The 23,320-nt window shown below is 38.0% G+C and carries 24 protein-coding genes and 1 riboswitch; of the genes, 2 read left to right on the top strand and 22 right to left on the bottom strand.

All coding sequences use genetic code 11. The features are described from left to right. Positions 1-9: 9 nt before the first annotated feature. From murA to IGL30_RS09260, 19 genes are all read right to left on the bottom strand, one after another. A complete protein-coding gene (murA, locus tag IGL30_RS09170) occupies positions 10-1,311 on the bottom strand; it encodes a UDP-N-acetylglucosamine 1-carboxyvinyltransferase (RefSeq protein WP_010718587.1) in 1,302 nt (433 codons plus the stop codon). 103 nt (positions 1,312-1,414) lie between these two features. After that, positions 1,415-1,648 carry a DUF1146 family protein gene (locus IGL30_RS09175; protein WP_010718588.1) on the bottom strand — a complete coding sequence of 78 codons (234 nt, stop codon included), beginning with the start codon at positions 1,646-1,648 and terminating at the stop codon, positions 1,415-1,417. 449 nt (positions 1,649-2,097) lie between these two features. Then, positions 2,098-2,349: a hypothetical protein gene (locus IGL30_RS09180; protein ID WP_134859756.1), complete on the bottom strand. Its 252-nt coding sequence runs from the start codon at positions 2,347-2,349 to the stop codon at positions 2,098-2,100. A gap of 91 nt (positions 2,350-2,440) precedes the next feature. Further along, the gene (locus IGL30_RS09185) at positions 2,441-2,950 is read right to left on the bottom strand and encodes a hypothetical protein (RefSeq protein WP_430618189.1); all 510 of its coding nucleotides are present in this window, start codon (positions 2,948-2,950) and stop codon (positions 2,441-2,443) included. A 143-nt stretch (positions 2,951-3,093) separates the two neighbouring features. Continuing rightward, complete coding sequence (locus IGL30_RS09190) at positions 3,094-4,602, bottom strand: hypothetical protein (RefSeq protein WP_249509815.1); 1,509 nt, start codon at positions 4,600-4,602, stop codon at positions 3,094-3,096. A 206-nt stretch (positions 4,603-4,808) separates the two neighbouring features. Continuing rightward, positions 4,809-5,231 (bottom strand): F0F1 ATP synthase subunit epsilon, encoded by a 423-nt coding sequence (locus tag IGL30_RS09195; protein WP_010737985.1) that lies wholly within the window; start codon positions 5,229-5,231, stop codon positions 4,809-4,811. Between the two features lie 13 nt (positions 5,232-5,244). After that, positions 5,245-6,651, bottom strand: coding sequence for a F0F1 ATP synthase subunit beta (gene atpD / locus IGL30_RS09200; protein WP_010718594.1), 1,407 nt, complete (start codon positions 6,649-6,651; stop codon positions 5,245-5,247). A gap of 22 nt (positions 6,652-6,673) precedes the next feature. Further along, a complete protein-coding gene (locus IGL30_RS09205; protein WP_010737986.1) occupies positions 6,674-7,576 on the bottom strand; it encodes a F0F1 ATP synthase subunit gamma in 903 nt (300 codons plus the stop codon). Positions 7,577-7,589: 13 nt separating this feature from the next. Continuing rightward, positions 7,590-9,146, bottom strand: coding sequence for a F0F1 ATP synthase subunit alpha (gene atpA, locus IGL30_RS09210; protein ID WP_010718596.1), 1,557 nt, complete (start codon positions 9,144-9,146; stop codon positions 7,590-7,592). Positions 9,147-9,168: 22 nt separating this feature from the next. Then, positions 9,169-9,711, bottom strand: a complete 543-nt coding sequence (atpH, locus tag IGL30_RS09215) for an ATP synthase F1 subunit delta (RefSeq protein ID WP_034699144.1) — start codon at positions 9,709-9,711, stop codon at positions 9,169-9,171. After that, positions 9,698-10,222, bottom strand: coding sequence for a F0F1 ATP synthase subunit B (gene atpF, locus IGL30_RS09220; protein ID WP_010718598.1), 525 nt, complete (start codon positions 10,220-10,222; stop codon positions 9,698-9,700). The genes atpH and atpF overlap by 14 nt, the downstream gene beginning before the upstream one ends. A 209-nt stretch (positions 10,223-10,431) precedes the next feature. Beyond that, complete coding sequence (gene atpE / locus IGL30_RS09225) at positions 10,432-10,647, bottom strand: ATP synthase F0 subunit C (RefSeq protein WP_010718599.1); 216 nt, start codon at positions 10,645-10,647, stop codon at positions 10,432-10,434. A 50-nt stretch (positions 10,648-10,697) separates the two neighbouring features. After that, entirely contained in the window at positions 10,698-11,417 is a 720-nt protein-coding gene (atpB, locus tag IGL30_RS09230) for a F0F1 ATP synthase subunit A (protein WP_010718600.1), read from the bottom strand. Between the two features lie 300 nt (positions 11,418-11,717). Beyond that, positions 11,718-12,182: an SsrA-binding protein SmpB gene (gene smpB / locus IGL30_RS09235; RefSeq protein ID WP_088745282.1), complete on the bottom strand. Its 465-nt coding sequence runs from the start codon at positions 12,180-12,182 to the stop codon at positions 11,718-11,720. Positions 12,183-12,221: 39 nt separating this feature from the next. Next, positions 12,222-14,588, bottom strand: a complete 2,367-nt coding sequence (gene rnr, locus IGL30_RS09240) for a ribonuclease R (RefSeq protein ID WP_105198796.1) — start codon at positions 14,586-14,588, stop codon at positions 12,222-12,224. A gap of 2 nt (positions 14,589-14,590) precedes the next feature. Then, positions 14,591-15,340: an alpha/beta hydrolase gene (locus IGL30_RS09245; RefSeq protein WP_034867368.1), complete on the bottom strand. Its 750-nt coding sequence runs from the start codon at positions 15,338-15,340 to the stop codon at positions 14,591-14,593. 221 nt (positions 15,341-15,561) lie between these two features. Continuing rightward, positions 15,562-15,798: a preprotein translocase subunit SecG gene (gene secG, locus IGL30_RS09250; protein WP_010718604.1), complete on the bottom strand. Its 237-nt coding sequence runs from the start codon at positions 15,796-15,798 to the stop codon at positions 15,562-15,564. Between the two features lie 279 nt (positions 15,799-16,077). Then, complete coding sequence (locus IGL30_RS09255; protein ID WP_010718605.1) at positions 16,078-16,353, bottom strand: GNAT family N-acetyltransferase; 276 nt, start codon at positions 16,351-16,353, stop codon at positions 16,078-16,080. A gap of 71 nt (positions 16,354-16,424) precedes the next feature. After that, positions 16,425-17,411: an alpha/beta hydrolase gene (locus tag IGL30_RS09260; protein WP_275692982.1), complete on the bottom strand. Its 987-nt coding sequence runs from the start codon at positions 17,409-17,411 to the stop codon at positions 16,425-16,427. A 222-nt stretch (positions 17,412-17,633) separates the two neighbouring features. Beyond that, positions 17,634-17,678: riboswitch (PreQ1 riboswitch) on the top strand. 23 nt (positions 17,679-17,701) lie between these two features. On the opposite strand from IGL30_RS09260, the gene IGL30_RS09265 reads away from it, so the two are divergent. After that, a complete protein-coding gene (locus tag IGL30_RS09265; protein ID WP_088745284.1) occupies positions 17,702-18,676 on the top strand; it encodes a nucleoside hydrolase in 975 nt (324 codons plus the stop codon). Positions 18,677-18,681: 5 nt separating this feature from the next. Then, positions 18,682-19,248 (top strand): ECF transporter S component, encoded by a 567-nt coding sequence (locus IGL30_RS09270; RefSeq protein ID WP_025480133.1) that lies wholly within the window; start codon positions 18,682-18,684, stop codon positions 19,246-19,248. 166 nt (positions 19,249-19,414) lie between these two features. On the opposite strand, the gene IGL30_RS09275 is transcribed toward IGL30_RS09270, so the two are convergent. The 3 genes from IGL30_RS09275 to eno all read right to left on the bottom strand — a co-directional run bounded on the left by IGL30_RS09275 (position 19,415) and on the right by eno (position 23,306). Beyond that, positions 19,415-20,551 (bottom strand): ArgE/DapE family deacylase, encoded by a 1,137-nt coding sequence (locus IGL30_RS09275; RefSeq protein ID WP_010718609.1) that lies wholly within the window; start codon positions 20,549-20,551, stop codon positions 19,415-19,417. 172 nt (positions 20,552-20,723) lie between these two features. Then, complete coding sequence (locus IGL30_RS09280; RefSeq protein ID WP_088745285.1) at positions 20,724-21,749, bottom strand: alpha/beta hydrolase; 1,026 nt, start codon at positions 21,747-21,749, stop codon at positions 20,724-20,726. Positions 21,750-22,007: 258 nt separating this feature from the next. Beyond that, complete coding sequence (gene eno / locus IGL30_RS09285) at positions 22,008-23,306, bottom strand: phosphopyruvate hydratase (RefSeq protein WP_010718611.1); 1,299 nt, start codon at positions 23,304-23,306, stop codon at positions 22,008-22,010. Positions 23,307-23,320 lie beyond the last annotated feature (14 nt).

Consider the following 23,320-nt stretch of genomic DNA (forward strand, 5'->3'; position numbering starts at 1 on the left):
ATCACGTCCTTAAACAGTGACTTGAGCTGTTTTATCAGCGGGCGTTTGATCGATTGCCACACGTTCCACATCTGCACCTAAGTTTTGCAATTTAATATGGAATTGATAATAACCACGATCTAAGTATTTAAGATTGCGAACGCGTGTTATGCCATTTGCTTTTAAACCAGCAAGTACTAATGCTGCAGCAGCTCGTAAATCTGTTGCATAAACTTCAGCACCTTGTAATTCATGATTCCCGTCCATAATCGCTACATTTCCATCAATCTTCACATGGGCGTTCATACGGCGCATTTCTTCCAAATGTTGGAAACGATTCTCAAAAACTGTTTCAGTCACCATGCTCGTTCCCTCAGCGACTAACTGAATAGCAGTCATTTGGGCTTGCATGTCTGTCGGAAAACCAGGATGAGGCATTGTTTTGACGTCAGTTGGTAAAATATGTTTTGGACCAACAACTCGAATGCCGCCTTCTTCTTCAGTGATCGTTGCACCCATTTCAATTAATTTAGAAATCAACGGACGATTATGTTCTGAGATTGCATCTGCGATCAAGACATTTCCTTCAGTCATCGCTGCTGCTACCATAAAGGTACCTGCTTCAATCCGGTCTTGAACAATTGCGTGTTTCACTGCATGCAGATGATCGACTCCTTCGATACGCATCGTTTCCGTACCAGCACCATAGATATTTGCGCCCATTTTATTTAAAATATTTGCAAGATCTACAATTTCAGGTTCTCGAGCGACGTTTTCGATGATCGTTGTTCCTTTGGCTTTTACTGCTGCCATCATGATATTTTGAGTGGCTCCAACACTTGGAAAATCTAAATAGATCGTGTTACCGATCAATTCATCCGCAATAGCTTCGATGTAGCCATTTTTTTGAATGATTTTCGCACCCAATGCTTGGAATCCTTTAAGATGTAAATCAATTGGACGTTTCCCAATCGCACATCCCCCTGGCATGGCAACTTTTGCATGACCATTTCTAGCAAGTAATGGTCCCATTACAACGATAGAAGCACGCATTTGACTCACATATTCATATGGCGCTTCGATTTCTAATTGTCTTGACGCATCAAGCGTTACTTGATTATTGTCTTCATCAAACACTACATCTACGTTTAAATGACGAATCACTTGATTCATAGTGAAGACGTCAGAAAGAATTGGAACGTTGTCTAAAACGGTTGTTCCTTCTTCAGCCAACAAACTAGCAGCTAAAATAGGTAGAACAGCATTTTTAGCTCCTTCGATTTTTACTGTTCCATTCAATTGTTTGCCACCTTTGACGATGATCTCTTCCATGTTGTTCCCCCCAAAAAATTCCAATGAGCTATAAAGACTCAAAATCTTTTCTATTATATCATTTCTTTTATTAAAATAGTACCTTTTTTTATAGTACCTTTTTTTACTGCAGGCTAACGAAAAGATTTCGACACAATGCAATAATTTCTAAGAAGAAATTACTGGCAGTATATCCTAAAAAAATAGAGAAGAATACAATCGCCATTCGAATTTGCGTATCATGCATTTTTTTAAAAAACATCTCAATTCGCAGTGACCGCAACGACCAGAAAGCCAGATAAATAAAAGCTAAATGACTCACGATTCGAATAATTGCATCAATTCCGTATACTTGCATAGTGACGTCCCTTCAAAATTATACTTTTTTTAATAACTAACAAAATGATGATACCATAAATTGGAAAAATAGAGAAATTATTGGTTGTAAAAAGATGGAATTTGTTGGCTAAACGAGACGAGAATTTTCAAGAACTTTACATTCAAATGATGACTCTGTTTCAATACCTTATTTTTATAAACTATTTTAACTACTATTTCACATGCTTTTTTGATGAAAGTTGTTCCTTTTTTGCTTATGTACTCATATCATTATGATAGTATTTACCATTGTTAATTAAACGATTATTTAATATAAATATATGCCCTCTCTTATAGTGTAGGAACAAAAAATCCTTTGTTTAATTTCTTGATGATCGTACAATCAAATCTATTTCTTTTTTTTGCCATCTTCTTTGCTTGTACTTTAAGGTCAGCTAAGTTATTTGTTATTGTTTCATTTAAATTCTTTTATCTACATATTCGTTGGTTGATTGTTTCTGGTTTCACTTGATTTTCTTTAAAGGATGGTTGTTCTGCTACTTTTAGCTCAAATAATTTATTTTTTATTTCATTTAGATACTTTTGTCTACATATTCGTTGGTTGATTGTTTCTGGTTTCACTTGATTCTTTTGAAAGGGTGGTTGTTCATTCAACGCTTGCCAACTTTTTGGTTTATAACTTTCCCATTCATTTGGAGATGTTTTCCAAGGTGCAGGCACTTCATATCCATCTTCAAAAAAATGTACCTTTCCTTCAAAATCTTTCCAATTGCGAAAGAGATAGCGAATTTCTTTAGGAGTGAAAGCTTTTTTATCTTTTTTTTTCTATAATACGTTTCATATCTAAATCATCAATACAATAATAAATGGTTACATTTTCATTATCTCTTGCACTGTCTAATCCAATTTTACAACCTCTAACAATCAGCTGTCCTGTATATTTGCGATTTTTCTCACATAGGTGTTCTATATTTTTTTTCGTAGCTTTATGTAGCCCAGGATTAAAATTGATTACTTTATTTTTTTCAGTATCTTGTGTGCGTTGAAAATAGTAAGACCATAAAGGCCACCAATCTTTAAATGGTGAAATATATTTTTTCCAATTTATTGAAAAATCTTTTAAGTATTCAAGATTCATCGGATTTTTTGGGTGATCATATGTAATCGATGAAAAATGATTATTGTACTCTCTGATATCACAGTGGCCTTGTCCTTCAGTATCACTTGAATAGAATCCTTTTTTTCTAATTTTTTCAATCTGTTTCTGTAAGTTTTCCACTTTTAGTGATAAGCCATAAAATAGAATTATTTCCTGTTTCATCGTTCATTTTCCTTCCCATAAGTTTATTTATTTTTAGTTTTCAAGGTAAATAATAGCAGCAATAATCGTCCTCCTTTGAACTTTTTTCTTTTGTCCTAGTCCGATTTAACAAAAAAATAGTCATACTACGAAAATTAAAACACTCAACGTTCTTCCATAGCGGGAGATTGATTGTTTCTAATCGGTTGTTTTTTTAACTGAGTTCTCTGATCCATAATTGTCTTGTTTTTTTGTTCTGCTGTTTCAAACTCAGCTTTTCTAGCGAGATTTAATTTTATTCGTTCTTTCGAATAAGCCATGTTTTGATCAGTACTAGGATTAAAAAATTGATTTGTTTGATCAGTAGGAATCGATTTATCTTGTATTATTGCATCATAAAATGGCTTTTGGATTTTCTCATTTAGTTGCGGGTGAAACATATAAATTGGTGGGAGATATTGCTGATAATTTAACTGCCCTATTCGCTTGATGACATCAATTTGGCTACATGGTATTTTCTTTGATATTTCATTTATGTTTATTACGCCGTATTTATCTATCTGTTCTTTTAATTCAGTATCCAGCCTTGACAATTTATATTGCATTGGCATAGTCCATCCAGAATATGTCAAAAGAATCCTATCTATTGAAGTTTCCTTCTGAGAACCATTCAGATGAGATGCGTGTGCTTGTTCTAGGAGAACTTTTAAGTGATTCTTAGCTAAAATTGTAATATCATTGTTGTTCAATCGTACCATTTGTTTAATATTTTCAAATGATAAATTTTTCCTTCCGTGAAATACTTCCGTTAATAATTGCCGTGCTTTTTCTTCAGACTCTACTTTTATTTTATTATTCTCAGCAGTTACATCTATATTATTCTCAATTAAAATGTTTTTTACAGTTTGACAACTCATCTCATGTTTTTTAGCTAATCGCAAAAAAAATAGTTTATGTCTTTGCTCCAACAAACACTTCACTGATTCAACAAGCGCTTGTTCCTTCTTACTTTGAGTGCTTGTCTGCCCATTCTCCAATGGTTGTTGTGTTGAACAGCTGAACTCGCTATTACTTTCTATTGGCACGTTTGTATCTTGTACAAATTCCTTAGTTTCATATAAAGACTCTTGGGCTTTGGTAGACAGCGTTGTTGATTGGGAAGTGTTTCTGATCCCCAACATTTCTTCTATTTCTAGTAACCGTTCGACATCTAATGAGTACTCCAAATGATTTTCCAGTTCGTTCTCTGGAGCAACTTTTTGTTTCTTATACGGGAGAACTTGTACTTTGTTATTCTGTTCTAACACTGCATGACTATCTTGGTTTTGAATCATTTTCAGTTCATTTTCGTTAATAATGTTTTGCAACGTTCTCTTTCTTTGAATTGTTTCCGATCGCGAGTGTTGTTGCTCAGCAAGATTACCTGTATTATTTTCCGATAGAGGTGGACCAAAATGATGTCTGTTAGATGGAAACTCCTCTTTTTCTTGTTTTTCTGATTCAAGGCTCTTCTTTAAAAGATAGTCCCTAAATTCTTGTAATTGTTTATGTAACGAAACTGTTTGATCATCCGTAAGATTGCCTACTATTTCTGAGTAAGATAGCGATTTTTGTTGCGTATGTGTTTCTTCTTTTGTGTCTACTGAGGAAAAACGTTGAATTTTTTTGGGCATTATGATACCTCCTTTTTTACTGCAATTAGTTTACCATAGTATCATAATGATGAAAGTTCCATATTTTTATGTAATAAAGAAGTAATTGTTCTTTACTTTTTATGTTTAGAATATAACTACCAATAAAAAAATCCAAAATTCTAAGGAATCTCCTTAAGAATCTTGGATTTTTTAAGGCCTACTTGTTAGGTCCTCATTCGTTGCTTTTAAGAATGTTTTGAAACCTTGATTCGGTTGATCGCACGATGCAAAGCAACTGTCGCACGTTTCAATTCATTCGTATCTTCTTTTTCTTTTGCTTCTGCGATTTGTCGCTCAGCACGTTGTTTGGCTCTTTCTGCCCGAGAAACGTCAATATCTCTTTCACGTTCTGCACTATCGGCAACGATTGAAACAACATTGTCACGAACTTCCATGATTCCGCCATTGACAGCAATCCAATCGACGTGGGTATCAGAGTCTGTTCTCTTCACACGGACTTCATCAATTGTTAATGGAACGATGATCGGCGCATGTTTAGGTAAAATACCAATTTCCCCCGCTGTAGTACGTGCTACTACGATCGCTGCATGGTGATCATAGACCAAACCGTCAGGAGTCACCACATTCACAGTTAAATATTGATCCATGGGGCACCCCTTTCTAGTAGCCTAGTTTTTTCGCTTTTTCTACGACGTCTTCTATTCTACCAACACTTCGGAATGCTTCTTCAGGAAGATCATCGTATTTACCTTCTAAGATTTCACGGAAACCTTTGACTGTTTCTTCAACTGGTACATAAGAACCAGGAAGACCTGTAAATTGTTCCGCTACGTTAAAGTTTTGTGACAAGAAGAATTGAACTCTACGTGCACGTGAAACTAAAACTTTTTCTTGATCAGATAATTCATCCATCCCTAAGATCGCAATGATATCTTGTAATTCACGGTAACGTTGTAAGACATGTTGGACTTCAGTCGCTACTTTATAATGTTCTTCACCAACGATTTCAGGTGCCAAAGCACTTGAAGATGAAGCCAATGGGTCCACGGCTGGATAGATCCCTTGTTCTGTCAATTTACGCTCTAAGTTTGTTGTAGCATCTAAGTGGGCAAATGCTGTTGCTGGCGCTGGGTCAGTATAGTCATCGGCTGGTACATAGATTGCTTGGATCGAAGTGATCGAACCTTTTTTCGTTGATGTGATACGTTCTTGTAATTGACCCATTTCAGTTGCTAACGTTGGTTGGTAACCAACGGCAGAAGGCATACGACCTAAAAGGGCAGATACTTCTGAACCAGCTTGAGTGAAACGGAAAATATTATCAATAAACAATAGCACGTCTTGACCTTCTACATCACGGAAGTATTCAGCGATCGTCAAACCAGTCAAAGCTACCCGCATCCGAGCACCTGGTGGTTCGTTCATTTGTCCGAACACCATCGCTGTTTTTTCGATAACGCCTGAATCTTTCATTTCATAGTAAAGGTCATTTCCTTCACGAGTACGTTCCCCAACACCGGTAAATACAGAAATACCACCATGTTCTTGGGCAATATTATGGATCAATTCTTGGATTAATACCGTTTTACCTACACCGGCACCACCGAATAATCCAACTTTCCCACCTTTTAAGTAAGGTGCTAACAAATCGATAACTTTGATCCCAGTTTCAAGGATCTCCGTACTAGTACTTAATTCATCAAAGCTTGGTGCTTTTTTATGAATCTCACTACGTTCTGCATCTTCTGGGAAAGATGATCCTAAATCGATCGTATCTCCTAAAACGTTGAATACACGTCCTAGTGTATCTTTCCCTACTGGAACAGAAATGGCTTTACCAGTATCGATAACTTCCATACCACGTTGTAAACCATCTGTTGATTCCATGGCAATGGTACGGATCACTCCGTCCCCTAATTCTAATGCTGTTTCAAGAACAACTTTTGATTTTTTCTCATCATTTTTATAAACAACTAATGCGTTGTTGATATCTGGTAAGGATTGGTCTAAAGAAAATTCCACGTCGACAACGGGACCGATTACTTGAACAATCTTGCCTGAACTCATCTTTTTTCCTCCAATCTCAATACTATTCTAGCGCCGAAGCTCCGGCAACAATTTCGGTAATTTCTTGGGTAATAGCCCCTTGTCTTGCACGGTTATAAGATACCGTCAAATCATCAATGATCGTTGCAGCATTATCCGTTGCTGTCTTCATGGCAGTCATGCCGGCAGCGTGTTCTGCTGTCTTCGCATCAACGATTGCACCATAGATTAAGCTTTCCGCATATTGAGGCAATAACTGCGCCAAGATTTCTTCTTTTGAAGGTTCAAAAATGTATTCTTGGTCAAAAGTAGTTGCTTCTTCTGGATCTAAATCTGAAATTGGCAGCATTTTTTCTACACGAAATTGGCTAGTTAGTGAATTGATATGATGATTGTAGCATACGTACAATTCATCAAATACTTCATTTTGATACATCGTTGTTGCCATACCTACGATTTTACGCACTTCATCAAAACTTGGTTGATCCGATAAATTACGTAATTCGTAAGCCAAATTAATTCCTCTAGCTTTGAAGAAATCTGCACCTGTACCTCCGATTGCGATCATCACATAATCGTCAGGAGATTTATGGTCTTCTTCTAAAATAGACATTGTTTGCTTTAAAATCGAACTGTTATAGCCACCAACTAAACCACCATCAGCGGTAATCACGATGTACCCCGTTTTCTTTACCGGACGGCTGATTAACATACTATTGTAATTGATATCTCCACGAGGATTATCAGAAGCAATATCATTTAGTTGAGTAGCTGTCAAATGAGTGACGATTTCTCTGACTTTATTTGCATAAATCTGAAACTTCTGAGAAGAAGCTTCAGATTTTGTCAGTTTAGAAGCGGACACCATTTGCATTGCTCGAGTGATTTGACTCGTTTTCTTCGTTGAAGCAATCCGAGTCTTGATTTCATTTAATGAAGCGCCCATTCATCTCACCTCACTATGCATTTTGAATGGATTTCAATTTGTCTTCTGTTGAAGAAGTGTTTCCTTTTGTCGCTAAGAAAATATCTTTGTATTCTTGGATCGCTTGATTCAATCGTTCTTCTTCTGGAAGATCTTTCGTTGTACGGATCGTTTCAAAGATATCTGCATGATTCGTATCTAGATATTCAAATAATTCATGTTCAAAATCTAAGATGCTGTCAACTGGAATACTATCTAAGAATCCATGTGTCAAAGCATATAAGATAACTACTTGTTTTTCAACAGCTAGTGGTGCATGAAGTTTTTGTTTCAAGATCTCAACTGTACGACGTCCACGATTCAATTTCGCTTGAGTCGCAGCATCTAAATCAGAACCAAATTGGGTAAATGCTTCTAATTCACGGTAACTTGCTAAGTCAAGACGTAATGTTCCTGCCACTTTTTTCATTGCTTTGATTTGAGCAGAACCACCTACACGGGAAACGGATAACCCAGCATCAACGGCTGGACGAGTTCCAGCGTAGAACAAGTCACTTTCTAAGAAGATTTGTCCGTCAGTGATTGAAATAACGTTTGTTGGAATATAAGCAGAGATATCTCCAGCTTGTGTTTCAACAAATGGTAAAGCAGTCATTGAACCGCCACCTAAATCATCACTTAGTTTTGCCGCACGTTCTAATAAACGTGAGTGCAAGTAGAAAACATCCCCTGGATAAGCTTCACGACCTGGAGGACGGCGTAATAGCAATGAAAGTTCACGATAAGCAACAGCTTGTTTTGATAAGTCATCAAAGATAATCAATACATGTTTGCCGTTGTACATGAATTCTTCACCCATTGCAGTTCCTGCATAAGGCGCAATATAAAGTAATGGCGCAGGTTGTGATGCACCCGCATTGACTACGATCGTGTAATCCATTGCTCCATATTTTTTCAAAGTTTCTACTTGTGTACGCACAGTAGAATCCTTTTGACCGATCGCCACATAGATACAGATCATATCTTGACCTTTTTGGTTAAGGATCGTATCGATTGCGATAGATGTTTTACCCGTTTTACGGTCACCAATAACTAATTCACGTTGGCCACGTCCGATTGGAACTAAAGCATCGATGGCTTTTAGACCTGTTTGCATTGGTTCATTGACAGATTTACGTTGCATAACGCCTGGTGCCATTGCTTCGACTGGTCGAGCTTTATCTGTAACGATTTCTCCTAACCCATCGATTGGTTGACCTAGCGGATTAACGACACGTCCGATCAAGGCGTCCCCAACTGGAACTTCCATGATTTTACCTGTTCGTTTTACTTTGTCTCCTTCACGAATGGATTCGAAATCACCAAGGATAATGATACCTACATCATTTGATTCTAAGTTTTGCGCCATTCCGTATGAGCCGTTTGAAAATTCAAGCAACTCACCACTCATCGCATTTTCTAAACCGTGTGCACGAGCAATCCCGTCACCGACATAAGTCACGGTACCGATTTCTTCGACTGAAAGCACGTTTTGATAATTTTCAATTTGTTCTTTGATCAAGGCACTAATTTCTTCTGCTTTGATAGCCATTCGATTCACCTACCTCTTTGTACTATCTATTTAATTGATTACGCATTTTTTCTAATTGCGTGCGAATGCTTCCGTCGATCACTCGATGGTTGGCTTCAACAATTGCCCCACCAATAATAGAAGAATCAACGATTTGCTTCAATTCAACTGTTTGATAGTCCATTGTTTTTGCAACATTCATTTCTAGTTTTTGTAATTGTTCATCAGAAAGTGGTACTGCTGTTTTTACACTACCTAAAAGTAGTCCTTTGTAATCGTTGTAACGGTGTTCGTATTCATCGATCATAAACGATAATTCAGACATCCGATTATAACTATAGACCACTTCTAAAAAGTTTTTCACGATACCGTCAAACCCACTGACAAGTTTATCCATAATGATTCGTTTTTCGTGAGGTTCTAAGCGGACGTCACTAAGTACGTTGCCTAATCCAGGTACTTCACTATAGATTTGGCGTAAGCTTAGTAATTCTTGGTAAATTTCTTCTGCGCTATTTGAATCGATCGCCAGTTCAAATAGTGCTTTACCGTAGCGTCTGCCGACAGTATATTTATCTAGTTTCATTTGAAGAACCTAGACCTTCGATATATTGATTGATTAAAGATTCATGCATTTCTGGAGACAATTCTTTGTTCAAGATTTTAGCCGCGATTTGAAGAGAAAGATCTGCTACATCATCTTTTACAGAGTTTAAAGCTGTATCACGTTCTAACATGATATCAGTTTGCGCTTTGCTTTTTAGACGTGCAACTTCTTCTTGCGTTTCCTTCAAAATATTTTGACGGCTTAATTCTCCACTTTCTTTCGCATTTTTAATGATATCAGCTGCATCAGAGCGAGACGCTAACAATTGTTGTTCGCGTTCTTGTTCCATTTTTGCTGAATTGATGCGAGATTTTTCGGCAGAATCTAAATCATTGGCGATCTTATCTTCACGTTTTTTCAAAATATCGCTGATTGGTCCCCAAGCAAAATGTTTCAATAGAAACATTAGTATCAAAAATGAGCCGCTGACAACGATGATATTACCTAACATCGGATTACCAACTTCTGCAATTGCCAATTGATTCAGCATAGGCTAGCCTTCCTTTCTTTAAGGTGTATCTCATGGATGATGAAGGAATCCTGACTTCAATGATTGAAACAGCCTCCTCAACGCCTTTTGTTCTAGTATTATGATGAAACAACTCAATTATTTTGAAAATAATCAGGTTGTTTTTTTTCAGTTTTTGACAATTAAAAGAGGATTAGTGACAGTAGTCCTATCCTCAAACAGTTAATTGATTAAACAGCAAAGACTAGAATCAAGGCAATAACCACACCTAGAATAGGAACAGCTTCAACTAAGGCTACCCCGATGAACATTGTTGTACGTAATTGACCAGACATTTCAGGTTGGCGTGCCATTGATTCGATTGTTTTAGAGATTACTTGACCATTACCATAACCAGCTCCGATAGCTGCTCCCATGATTGCGATTGCTGCTGCGATATAATTCATAATTTATTTCCTCCTAAATATAGATAAATAGTAGTTTGTTAAAAACGATGTTACTCTTCTACTTCAATCTTATGGCTCATATATACCATCGATAAAGTGACAAAGACAAATGCTTGGATGCTTCCGATAAACAATGAGAATGCGATCCAGACCATCTCTAAAGGAATTGCTAACGGTAATGAGAACCAACCTAAATTATTCATCATATTGGCAATCAAGGTAAGTAAAACTTCCCCCGCGTAGATATTCCCGTAAAGACGCAAAGCAAGTGTTAATAGGTTCGTAAATTCTTCGATCAGCTTCATTGGAAACATGAAACTATATGGTTTCAAGAACGAATTTACAAAATACCCTTTAAATCCAAGCTTTTTCACCCCGAATAAATGAGTAAGTGTGATCATTATAAATGCCAAAGTTAAAGTAACAAACGGGTCTGCTGTCGGACTTTTCCAAAGTGTTGTTTCGCTAGGTAAGACGATTTTCGTTATTAAACCTATATTATTTGCCACGAAGACAAACAAGAACAATGTAAAAGCCAACAAATGAAAATTATTCAATTCTTTTCTAGGCAGATTATCTGTTACGATCCCTCGGGTAAAGTCAATGACCCATTCCAGCGCATTTTGTTTCCCCGTTGGTTTCATCTTAAGATTTCTTGTAAAGAAGTAAACTAAGAAGAAGACAATCAAACAGGTCAATAACACCATCATACAAACAGTACCATCAAACCAAACCGGTCCAATATGGAACGTTAGCGAGCGTTCATCCAATCCATTTCACCTCTTTTCCCTGAATTTCACATAAAATCAAATTCATGTGTACATCTGGTTTTTCTAAATCGTTTTCTAACCAAACGGTATCATACCACCATGAAACAGAAAATTCAAAACATTTTCATGAAAATCAGGCAATTTTTTATTTCAGTCAAAAAAGTTTGCTTTTTCCTAAAAATCATCGTGGCGTTTTACAAGAAAAAACCTGTGATACCATGCTTTATCAGATTAAATGCTAACAAATTTTATCATTAAGTAAACCTAAAAGCACCGAATATGCGAAAAAGGATAATGAAATTATCTAGAGAAATTTTTTAATGTTCGATCAATTTGACGATCCACATCTTTTCGTTTTAGATCTTCTCGCTTGTCATAAGATTTCTTCCCTTTCGCAAGACCAATCAAAACTTTGGCATACCCATCACGAATATATACTTTTAAGGGTACGATCGTGACCCCGGTATTTTTTGTTTCATTCTCTAGCCGTGAAATCTGTTTTTTGTGTAATAGTAACTTTCTTGTTCGTAACGGATCATGGTTAAAAATATTGCCTTGTTCATAGGGACTGATATGAACATTATGCAAAAATGCTTCACCGTTTCGAATACGGACAAATCCATCTTTCAAATTGATTCGGCTGTTTCGGATCGATTTGATTTCTGTTCCTTGCAGCACCATTCCTGCTTCCATCGTATCGATAATCGAATAATCATGGCGAGCCTTTTTATTTTGGGCGATTAACTTTCCGTCGCCTTTTGGCATATGACATTCCTCCAAACTGGTATTCATAGTGGTTATTGGTTATTTTTTCTTTTTCTTCTTAATTCCCTTATAAAAAGGTTTTTTCCCTTTTTTATTAGATGGTCCTTTTCCTTTTTTCCGCTCATTTGAATAGGAATTTTTCTTTCCATTCCGTTCAGTATGAGATTTTGATGAACGTTTTTGATGACGATTAGAAGGACGATTTTTGTTTGACGTTTTTGGACGTTCTAATGGAACGATTTCTTCTGCATCAATCAATTCAAAGTCGATTGCACGTTCTTCCGGGTCTGCTTTGATGACTTTTACCCGCACTTTTTGACCGATTTTAAAAGTTAACCCTGTTCGTTCGCCTACTAATGCTAAATGATTCTCAATAAAGTGGAAATAGTCTTGTTTCAACTCATTGATATGGATCAACCCTTCAATCGTATTGGGTAATTCGATAAACAACCCAAATTTAACAACTGAACTGATGATCCCTTCAAATTCCTCTCCTACTTTATCCATCATGTATTCAGCTTTCTTCATTGCATCTACTTCACGCTCTGCCTCGACCGCACGACGTTCCATCTTCGAACTATGCTCCGCAATTTCGGGTAGCTCATTTTCCCAATAAGTTTGATTTGCTTCACTTGGGTCTTGTCCATACGAGCGAATTAAGCGATGAACGATCAAATCTGGATAACGTCTGATAGGTGAAGTGAAATGCGTATAGTATTCCGCAGCTAATCCATAGTGCCCAAAATTATCTTCTGAATAACGTGCTTGTTGCATACTTCTCAACAGCATCGTATTGATAACAGCTGATTCCGGCTTGTCTTCAACGTTTTCAATGACTTTTTGAAGATCTTTAGGTGTGATCGTTCCTTTTGTTCCACGAACGACAATTCCTAGTGCAGAAGCAAAATCAAAGAAACGTTGCATCTTTTCTTCTTTAGGTTGCTCGTGAATCCGATAAATGAATGGAAAGTTGCGTTTATTAAAATGTTCCGCCACCGTTTCATTTGCCGCCAACATGAAAGATTCGATCAACCGTTCGCCTACGCCACGGCTTCGCAATAAGATATCAGTTGGTTGTCCATCTGGTTCTACGAGTATTTTTGCTTCACGGTCTTCAAAAGAAATCGCTCCTCGACGAATCCGCATTTCTTCTAAAATTTGATGTAGCTCTTGCATCTCTTGAAACATCGGCACTAATTGCTGATAACGTTCCATTACCTGCTCATCTTGTTCTTCTAAAATCTGATTGACCGCTGTATAGGTCATTCGTTCCGTCGTTTGGATGACACTTGGGAAAATATCATGAGATACCACCTGACCATTTGGATCAATCTCCATCTCACAACTCATTGTTAGTCTTGGTACGTGAGGATTCAATGAACAAATCCCGTTTGATAATCTTTGTGGGATCATTGGAATGACACGGTCGGTTAAATACACACTCGTTCCTCGTTCGTAAGCTTCACGATCTAACTGGCTTCCTTCGGTCACATAATTGGAAACATCTGCAATGTGTACACCTAAGAAATAATTACCGTTGGCTAATTTTTTCACAGTAACGGCATCATCCAAATCTTTGGCATCTTCTCCGTCAATCGTCACGATCAATTGTTCCCGTAAGTCTCTCCGGCCAACTAGGTCTTTTTCATTAATCGTATCTGGCACTTGATCAGCTTCTGCCAAGACATCATCTGGAAATTTTGTCGGAATCCCGTTTGAGACAACAATCGATAGGATATCCATTCCAGGATCATTTTTATGGCCGATGACTTGTTTGACAATGCCTTCCAAACTGGTCGCATAGTTTTTCTCAGGATAATGGGTCAGCTCAACCATTACGATACTCCCATCAACTGGTCGAATCCCTTCAGCTGCTGCATAAACTTTAAACTGATTCAATTTTTTGTCTTTTGGGATAACCACCCCATAAAGATCCGTTTCATTTATCTCGTCGTCTGTGTAAGCCACGAATTCTCCAGCTAACTGCGTAGTTGCTCGTTTGCGGATCTCAACTACTTTACCTTCTGCTCCACGATCCATCGCAGTATCGGCCGTTTTTATGATATCGATCGCTACCGTATCGCCATCCATGGCATATCCAGTTGCTTCTTTAGGAATATAGATATCATCTTCTTCTGGATCAATCGTCACAAAGCCGAAGCCTCTTTCATTGGCCCGAAACGTTCCTTCGATCAATACTGGTTTTAATGGCAGCTTCACTTTTCCTTTTTTGGTAAAGACCACACTTTGTTCTCGTTCCATTTGAGCGATTGTCTGAACGAGTAGTTTGAAATCTTCACTTTTTTGCAAGCCCAATCCTTGGGCAATTTCTTCCATTGAAAAGCTTTTTTTGCGCTCGCTCTCAATAAAAAAAATAATTTTTTCTTTCAATGTTTCTTTTGTCATTTTCATTCCTCATTCCAAGGTAAATTCTCTAGAAACTCCAACACATCTTTTTCCAGTAATTTTCTAGACTCTCCAACGGTGATCACATGTTTGCTGTTGGGATACCATTGAAGGGTCACTCTTTTATCGGCTAATTTTTTTGCTGTTTCGTAGACTCCAGCTGGATCAATCATTTCATCTTGACCGGCTTGGGCTAAAAAAACAGGTGCTTGGATGTCACTAAGTTTTCCTTCTGTAATTGCTGCTTGGTTTTGTATCTCTGCTAATTGCTGATAAACATTTGGTCGAAGCGCAGCGACAGTTTCTTCGATTTCCTGTTCAGATTCCCCTGCAAGTTTTAGCACATAACGTTCATATCGCTCAAAATTTTCTGGTACATGATTTTCAACTGGTGAAATCGGTGAGCAGAAACATCCGCCACCAATGATCTCTGACTGTTCTGCTAATGCTCGAACAGCGAAGATTCCTCCCATTGATAATCCAAAAACGGCAACTTGGGAAAAACCTTCTGCTTTTAAAAAGTGGATGGCTTGTTTCGTATCTTCCCACCATGTTTCCGTTTTTTGCGCTAAAATGTCTTGTGGAGCTAGCGTTCCATGTCCAGTAAATAATGGAGCATAGACAGTATATTCTGACTTTTCCAAATATCGAGCCAGCATGCGCACATCATTCGGACTTCCAGAATAGGCATGTAAGAGTAGCACAGCTCTCTTGCTATGTTTTGCATAAAGGGGTTTTGGTAGACTTTTCATTAGGTTCACCTCGTTCTTCTCATTTTAACATAGATTGGCGATCCCTTAGGACAAAACCGCTCTTTTGGCAAATAAAAAAGAGCCGCGACGTCAATCACTGCTCTGCATGAAAGGAATTCTTTTTTCGCTCATTCAAATCAACTACTTAAAAAAAATAAGCCGAAATTTTTTGAACGAAAAAACGATTCATAATTATTTCGACTAATCGTTAAATCAACTTTTTATTTAGAAGATAAAAAGGCTAGTACAAATAATAAAATCATCCAAATGGCACCCATTACCGCTGTCGAACGTTGCATGACTGCTTCAAAACCACGTGCTTTTTGTTTACCGAATAATTGATCCGCTCCGCCAGTAAATGCACTTGCTGCACTGTTTTGTTTACTTGGTTGCATCATGATTGCAATGACCATTACAATCGATAACACGATCACGATTCCTAAAATTACATTATACATTAAGCAGCCTCCTTTCCGTAAAATATCATCTATTTTACTTTATCATATAAAAAAAACTCTGACAACCTTCTCTTGCGAATGGGGCTCCAATTTTAGATAACATTTAGTATTAGTACTTATTCATGGGCAAAGACTGAAAAGACGAAAAAACCGAAAGAATAACACCGCTAATAGCCGGTTGCTACAATTTCGGTTTCTCTAATTTAAAAAAAGTTCATTTAGCGGATAGATCCACTTTTTGTCATTTCATTCATTGACGATCGTACGAAAACGAGTCGATTATTTACGAAGCACATCTTGATATTCAGGTTTTCTTTCAAATTCTTTCTTCGCATATGGACACAATGGAATAATTTTTTTACCTTCTCTTCGAGCTAGTTCTACGCCATTAAGCACTAATTTTTCTGCTAATTTTTGTCCACGATACTCTGGTTCTACAAATGTATGATCAATGATCATGATGTCTGGTCCTGCATCAGACCAAGTCATTTCCCCGATTTCTTTTGCTTCATCATTCAATAATACGAAACGATTTTTTTCTTCTTTGATTTCCATTTTCGCCACTCCCCGTATTGACCAAATAATTTGTTCTCCTTGATTCTAACAGTCTAGTTCTCAGCAAACAATTATTTATACTCGGAATAACCTGATTCTCTCCAATCGATTCGCTGTTCGATAAATGAGAAAACAACCGTCCAATATTTGGTGGGATCTTTCACGGCTGCTTCTAAATGTTGAGCTTCTGGGATCAGAAAAAGATCATTTTCACCAGCTGTCGCATTTTGGATCGTATAAGCGGCACTGACTGGAACGAACTGATCCTCTTCCCCATGAATGATCAATACTGGCAGGTGATTACTGCCCAACTGACGGGTTGCTGACGCCTGTTTCAAAGAATAACCAGCATATTTCTTTGCATAGCGATTTGCATGGCGCATGATCATTTTTTTAGGAAGAAAGGTTAGTTTGCTCAACATGTAGCGAAACTCCGCATAGACGGAAACAAACCCGCTATCCAGGATAAACCCTCGAACTGCAGGAGGTAGTTTTTCCCCACTAGCCATCATGATAGCAGAGGCACCCATTGAACTCCCATGTAAAATAATGTTAGCATCTGGCTGCATCTGTAAAATATAGTTGATCCAGATAATCAAGTCTAAACGATCCAACCAACCCATTCCGATGATTTCTCCTTCACTCTTGCCGTGAGCACGCAAATCAGGAATCAAGACGTTAAACCCTGCTTCTGCATATTTCTTTCCAATATAAGACATATCTGTTTTCCCATCACTTCGATAGTCATGGACACAAACAACCCATTTTTTGTTGGGAGAGGAACTTTGAAAGATTCGTCCTAACAGTTTTAACCCATCATGACTTTTGACTTCGATTTCTTTGCCTTTACTCCAAAAGCCTTCAGCTTCTGTTTCCGCAAGTTGCCGTTGCTTTTCTACAATCGTAAAAGCCGATGGGTCCATCAACTGATGACCAGTTTTTTCATACCAATCATATCCTCTTTGTAAACCCGATTGAATTAATTTTTGCGCATAGTAAGAAGAAAGTCCACGATAAATGACTGCGCCTAAAATGAGAACTATAAGAATAAGATACATGACAATCACTTATCTTCCCCGCTTTCCATAAATATTTTTTCTATTATCAATCCGTATAGCCTTCTATTCCATTGTACCATTTTCTAAAAAAACTGCTCAAGTTTTCACCCTAGGCTTCATTGAAATTTAAAACCAATAAAATAGGAATAAAAAATAAGATAACATTTACATTTTATTTAAAAGCCAGTATACTGATTCCGTGCATTTTAATCAAGGAGTATCCTTGGACTGGTTCGGAAACTTCCCAGAATAAAAAACTAAGTATCTCTACAGAAAGGAGATTGGAAATAATGCGAAAAGTAATTATTGACTGCGATCCTGGAATCGATGACACTTTAGCATTGATGTTAGCCATCAAGTCCCCCGAAATCGAGGTGGTTGCGATCACGACGGTCTGCGGTAATGTACCTGTGACGATCGGTAGCCAAAATGTTTTCAAATGTTTGAAACGTTGCGGACGCTTAGACATCCCCGTCTATCAAGGGCAAACACAACCGTTGAAACAGCCGTTTATTAGCGCACAAGACACTCATGGGATGGACGGATTAGGCGAGACAAACTTTGCTCAAGTACAAGAAAAACAAATAGAAGAAAAATCAGCAGTCGATTTTTTGGCGGAATACTTTTCTAAAGAAACAAACACCTCGATCATTGCACTTGGCCCTTTGACCAATATTGCTCGTGCTTTGATGAAAAATCCACATTTAGGGAAACATTTCGAGCGATTTATTTCAATGGGTGGCACCTACAAAAGCCACGGAAACTGTTCACCAGTTGCTGAGTACAATTATTGGTGCGATCCTGATGCAGCTGCCTTTGTGTTTGAAAATTTAGGGAACACGATTGAAATGGTCGGGTTAGATGTTACGAGAGAAATCGTTTTGACACCTACCTTATTAGAATATTGTTGTCAGCTCAATCCTGAGGAAGGAGAATTTCTAAAAGTGATCACTCGTTTTTATTTTGATTTTCACTGGCAACAAGAAAGAATCCTAGGGTGCGTCATCAATGATCCTCTGGCCGTTGCCTACTTTATCGACGAAAGCATTTGTCAGGGATTTACTAGTTATACCGCTGTTGAAACGCAAGGAATCAGCCGTGGGCAAACACTAGTCGATCGCTTTGATTTTTGGCAAAAAGCACCAAACAGCACCATTATGACAGAAGTTGATACTCATCTATTTTTTCGGAAGTTTTTGACCGTTCTTTTAAATGCACAAGAAGAAACGATTAAAAAAGATCTGGAAAGATTAAAGATGGGATGAAAAACATGCGCAAAAAAAGAATCACCACACAGACGATTACGATCGTCGCTTTATGTATCGGAATCAATTATATCGGCGGAACCATTGCATTATGGCTACGATTACCGATCTATCTTGATTCGATCGGTACCATATTCGCTGGGACTTTGTTAGGTCCGGTATTTGGGTTACTCACTGGCTTGGCCAGCGGGGTATTAAGTGGTGTTACCACCGATATCTTCTCGTTGTATTATTCACCTGTTCAAATGGTAACAGGTTTACTTGCTGGAGTGATTTTCCATCAACGATTCACTCGCAGTAAGAACCGCTGGACCTTAGTTTTCTGGGCACTTGTCTTATCACTGCCTGGAACCATCCTTTCTTCCCTAATCACTGTAAAACTCTTTGGGGGAGTCACTTCTTCTGGTTCAAGCATGATTGTTCAGTTCCTCCATGGAATTGGGTTCAATCAAACAATGAGCGTGATTCTCGTTCAAGCGGGAACCGATTACCTCGACCGCCTGCTCTCAGTAGTCGTCGTCACCCTTGTCGTCTTGGCATTGCCGAAAAGGATTGTGAACAGAGCGATTTGAGCTACGTAGTTGTGATGAGCTGGAGTAAATATACGTGCGAATAGAAGTCGGTTACTTCAATTAGTAAATCAAAAAAACGCAAAACATGAAAATTTGTTTTGCTTTTTTTTGATTTAATTGAAGGATCTACTTTGTACTTTTTTGTACTTTGAACCAAAATAGGCTGTTATGCTAAATAAGACAAGATGATTGCTTGATATGTGTCAATCATATCCAAGTAATTATCGATTTCTACATATTCGTCTATTTGATGAGGCAAGTTTACGACTCCGGGACCGAATACCACAAAATCGAAGGAGTGAGCGGATTTAGTAAATTCAGCTGCATCTGTCGTTGCTGCTGCACCTACTAGGGGCAATGGTTGCTCGAACTGTTTTTGAATATGGTAGATCAACGAAGAATCAGGATTTGCTTTCACAGGAATCTTATTGTAGTCGATCGTCAATTCTAAGTGATAGTTTGTTCCTTCATTCAATTCATCCACGATCTTTTGTAATAAATCAATGATTTGATCGTTTGGAAATTCAGGGATTGAGCGGATATTTCCTTGTAATTGCGCCTGACTTGGAATACTGTTGACTTGATTTCCTCCGTTGATCACTGTAACGTTATGGATCGTTTTTCCTAATGCTGAATTTTGGAAATCATTCGCTAAAGCATCCATTTGCTCATTTGCACGCGTAATAAATTCATTTAAATGGTTGATCGCATTGTAGCCTTCTTGAGGCATTGAGCTGTGGGCTTCTTTACCATGAGAAACAACGGTGTAGTTTATTGAACCCATGTGAGTATACATCAAATTGTAATTGGTTGGTTCACCAATGATCAATCCGTCTAAATCGTCGACATAACCTGCTTTTGTCAGTTGTTCACTACCTAATTCTCCGACTTCTTCCCCTACTGTCGCTAATAATTTGATTGTCCCGTTAAACGGTTTCCCAGACTCTTTCAATTCAATCATCGCAATCACCATAGCGGCTAGCCCACTTTTCATATCGGTAGTACCACGTCCATACAAGCGATTACCTTTTATTTCTGCTGCAAAAGGCGGGTAGGTCCAATTCGATTCGTCTCCTGCAGACACAACATCCATGTGACCAGACAAACCTAATACTCTTCCTTGACCATTGTGATACGTCGCTACCAAGTTATCACGCCCCTCAGTGTGAGAAATGATTTCTCCTTGGATTCCATGTTGATTCAATAATTGATTTAAGTAGGCGGCTACTTCCCCTTCGTTCCCATTCACTGACTTGATTCGGATCATTTCTTGTAAAATAGCTATTTTTTCTTCATTTCCCATCCTGTCCCACACTCCTGCTGTTTCTTTCTATTTTACTGAAACAGTGTATCATTTTCAATCATTCATCCATTCTCAGTCGATTAGTTAGCAGCAGCCATTGACACTCCTATGTCTAAAGACACCGAAGCACCCCAAAATAGAAGGAGCTATTTCGGGATGCTTCGGCAATTCGTTATTGAGCTGTTGTAGATCGAAAACAGTTTTCAATGAACCGCTCCGTCTGCTCATAACAAGTTTTTGATTCTGGCAATGTATAATTAAATTGATATTCATGACTGATTTCTTTTTTCTGGTCTTTATAAAATAGTTCGTCTACAGGAACGTCTAACTCTTTTAATTTATTTGCGAAAGCAATCCCTTGATCTTGGAAAGAATACGCATTTCCATCTGTGATATACGTAGGCGGGAAGTCTTTTGACACTTGATCAACTAAACTAGCTTGATATAAGCGTTCGTCTGTTTGCCAATCTTTCGTTCCAATCAAAGACCAAGCTACCGTTTTAACGAAGAAATGCATCAATCGATCACTCGATTGCTGTTTTGCTGTTTGTTGCAAGTCAACTGGCCCACAGTAAGAAATGGCTCCTTTGATCGCTGTTGGATCAATCATTTGTTTCATCTTCATTTCTTTTGCATACTGTTGATTTGTTTGGATAGTGACATACTGTAAGGCAATCTGAGCGCCTGCACTATCGCCACCAAAAATCAGCTTTGAAAGATCCAACTTCTGATTGTTCTCTTTTTTTAATTGTTGGACTAATTCATTGACTTGGACTACTTGATTGGGATACTGAGAGCTAGGTGCCGGTTCATAGTTCATAGCAACAACTGCGATGTGCGTATCTGAAGCTAATCTTGTTGCAAATTCTTTTACACCTGCTTTATCCCCGCTCACATAGCCTCCACCGTGAACCCAGATCAACGTGGGTAAAGGTCCCTCACTGCCTTTAGGATAATAGATATCGTAGTTGTTTTTTTTGAATTGTGATTGATAAGAACGATCAGTGAGCGAACTGGTGGAATCTTTTGCTTGTTCATACGTCTCTTTATCTGTGATCGTTACAGCATCGCTAAACAGATGTCGGATCACATAAGCACTTGGTCTCGGTGAAACTTGAAAAGCAATCACGACCAATAAAATGGTACTGAGAAGCAAAATACCGAACCATTTGAACCCCTTTAAAATTTTTGCTTTCATACACTTTCCCCATTATTCTTTTTTTCCTTTTATCATAATATCTTAGCAATAATTAAATCGTTTGTAAACGTGACAAAAAACGATTATGTAATTCAGTTTTTGTTAGGATAATCTCTAAATTTTTTCTGCAAAAAAAGACCTTTCTCCTATCTTCAAGATAAGAGAAAGGTACTTTTTAATAACTTTAGAATGAAGTAGACCAGCACAGCTATATAATCGACGCTCTGCTATCGTCGTACTTATTTGATCGTCCTAAAATTATTTGTTTTTTAAGTTGTAGAAAGATTTCAAACCTTTGTATTCAGCAACTTCGCCTAATTGGTCTTCGATACGTAGTAATTGGTTGTATTTAGCAATACGGTCAGTACGTGATAGAGAACCAGTTTTGATTTGACCAGCGTTTGTTGCAACAGCAATATCAGAGATTGTTGAATCTTCTGTTTCACCTGAACGGTGAGAAACAACTGCTGTGTAGCCAGCTTCTTTAGCCATTTCGATTGCTTCAAAAGTTTCTGTCAAAGTACCGATTTGGTTAACTTTGATTAGGATTGAGTTAGCGATTCCTTTTTCAATACCTTCAGATAATTTTTGAGTGTTTGTTACGAACAAGTCGTCACCAACTAATTGAACTTTGTCGCCTAATACGTCAGTTAATTTCTTGAATCCGTCCCAGTCGTTTTCGTCTAATCCGTCTTCGATTGAGATGATTGGATATTTAGAAACTAATTCTTCGTAGAATTTGATCATTTCGTCAGTCGTTTTTTCGCCTTCGCCTGAATCAGCTAATACGTAAACACCTTTTTCTTTGTCGTAGAATTCTGAAGAAGCAGCATCCATAGCAAGAACAACGTCTTTACCAGGTACATAGCCAGCTTTTTCGATTGCTTCGATGATTACTTCAAAACCTTCTTCGTTTGAACCAAGGTTAGGAGCGAATCCACCTTCGTCACCAACAGAAGTAGCTAATCCACGAGATTTCAAGATTGCTGCTAATGCGTGGAATACTTCAGCACCCATACGTAGAGCTTCTTTGAATGTTGGAGCGCCAACAGGCATGATCATGAATTCTTGGAAGTCGATTGAGTTATCCGCATGTGATCCACCGTTGATGATGTTCATCATTGGAGTTGGTAAAACTTTTGTATTGAATCCGCCTAGGTAGTGGTATAAAGGTACTTCTAGGTAGTCAGCAGCTGCACGAGCAACAGCGATAGATACACCTAAAATTGCGTTCGCACCTAATTTACCTTTGTTAGGAGTTCCGTCTAAAGCGATCATAGCTTTATCGATTGCCATTTGGTCACGTACATCGTAGCCAATGATTGCTTCAGCAATGATGTTGTTTACGTTGTCAACAGCTTTAGTTACACCTTTACCGCCATAACGAGCTTTGTCTCCATCACGTAATTCAACGGCTTCGTATTCACCAGTTGAAGCACCTGAAGGAACCATTCCACGGCCAAAAGCTCCGCTTTCTGTGTATACTTCTACTTCGATTGTTGGGTTACCGCGTGAGTCTAAGATCTCGCGAGCGTAAACATCAGTAATAATTGACATGTTTTGTCTCTCCT

It is taken from the genome of Enterococcus sp. DIV1089c (assembly GCF_050530965.1).
Lineage (GTDB): Bacteria > Bacillota > Bacilli > Lactobacillales > Enterococcaceae > Enterococcus_B > Enterococcus_B hirae.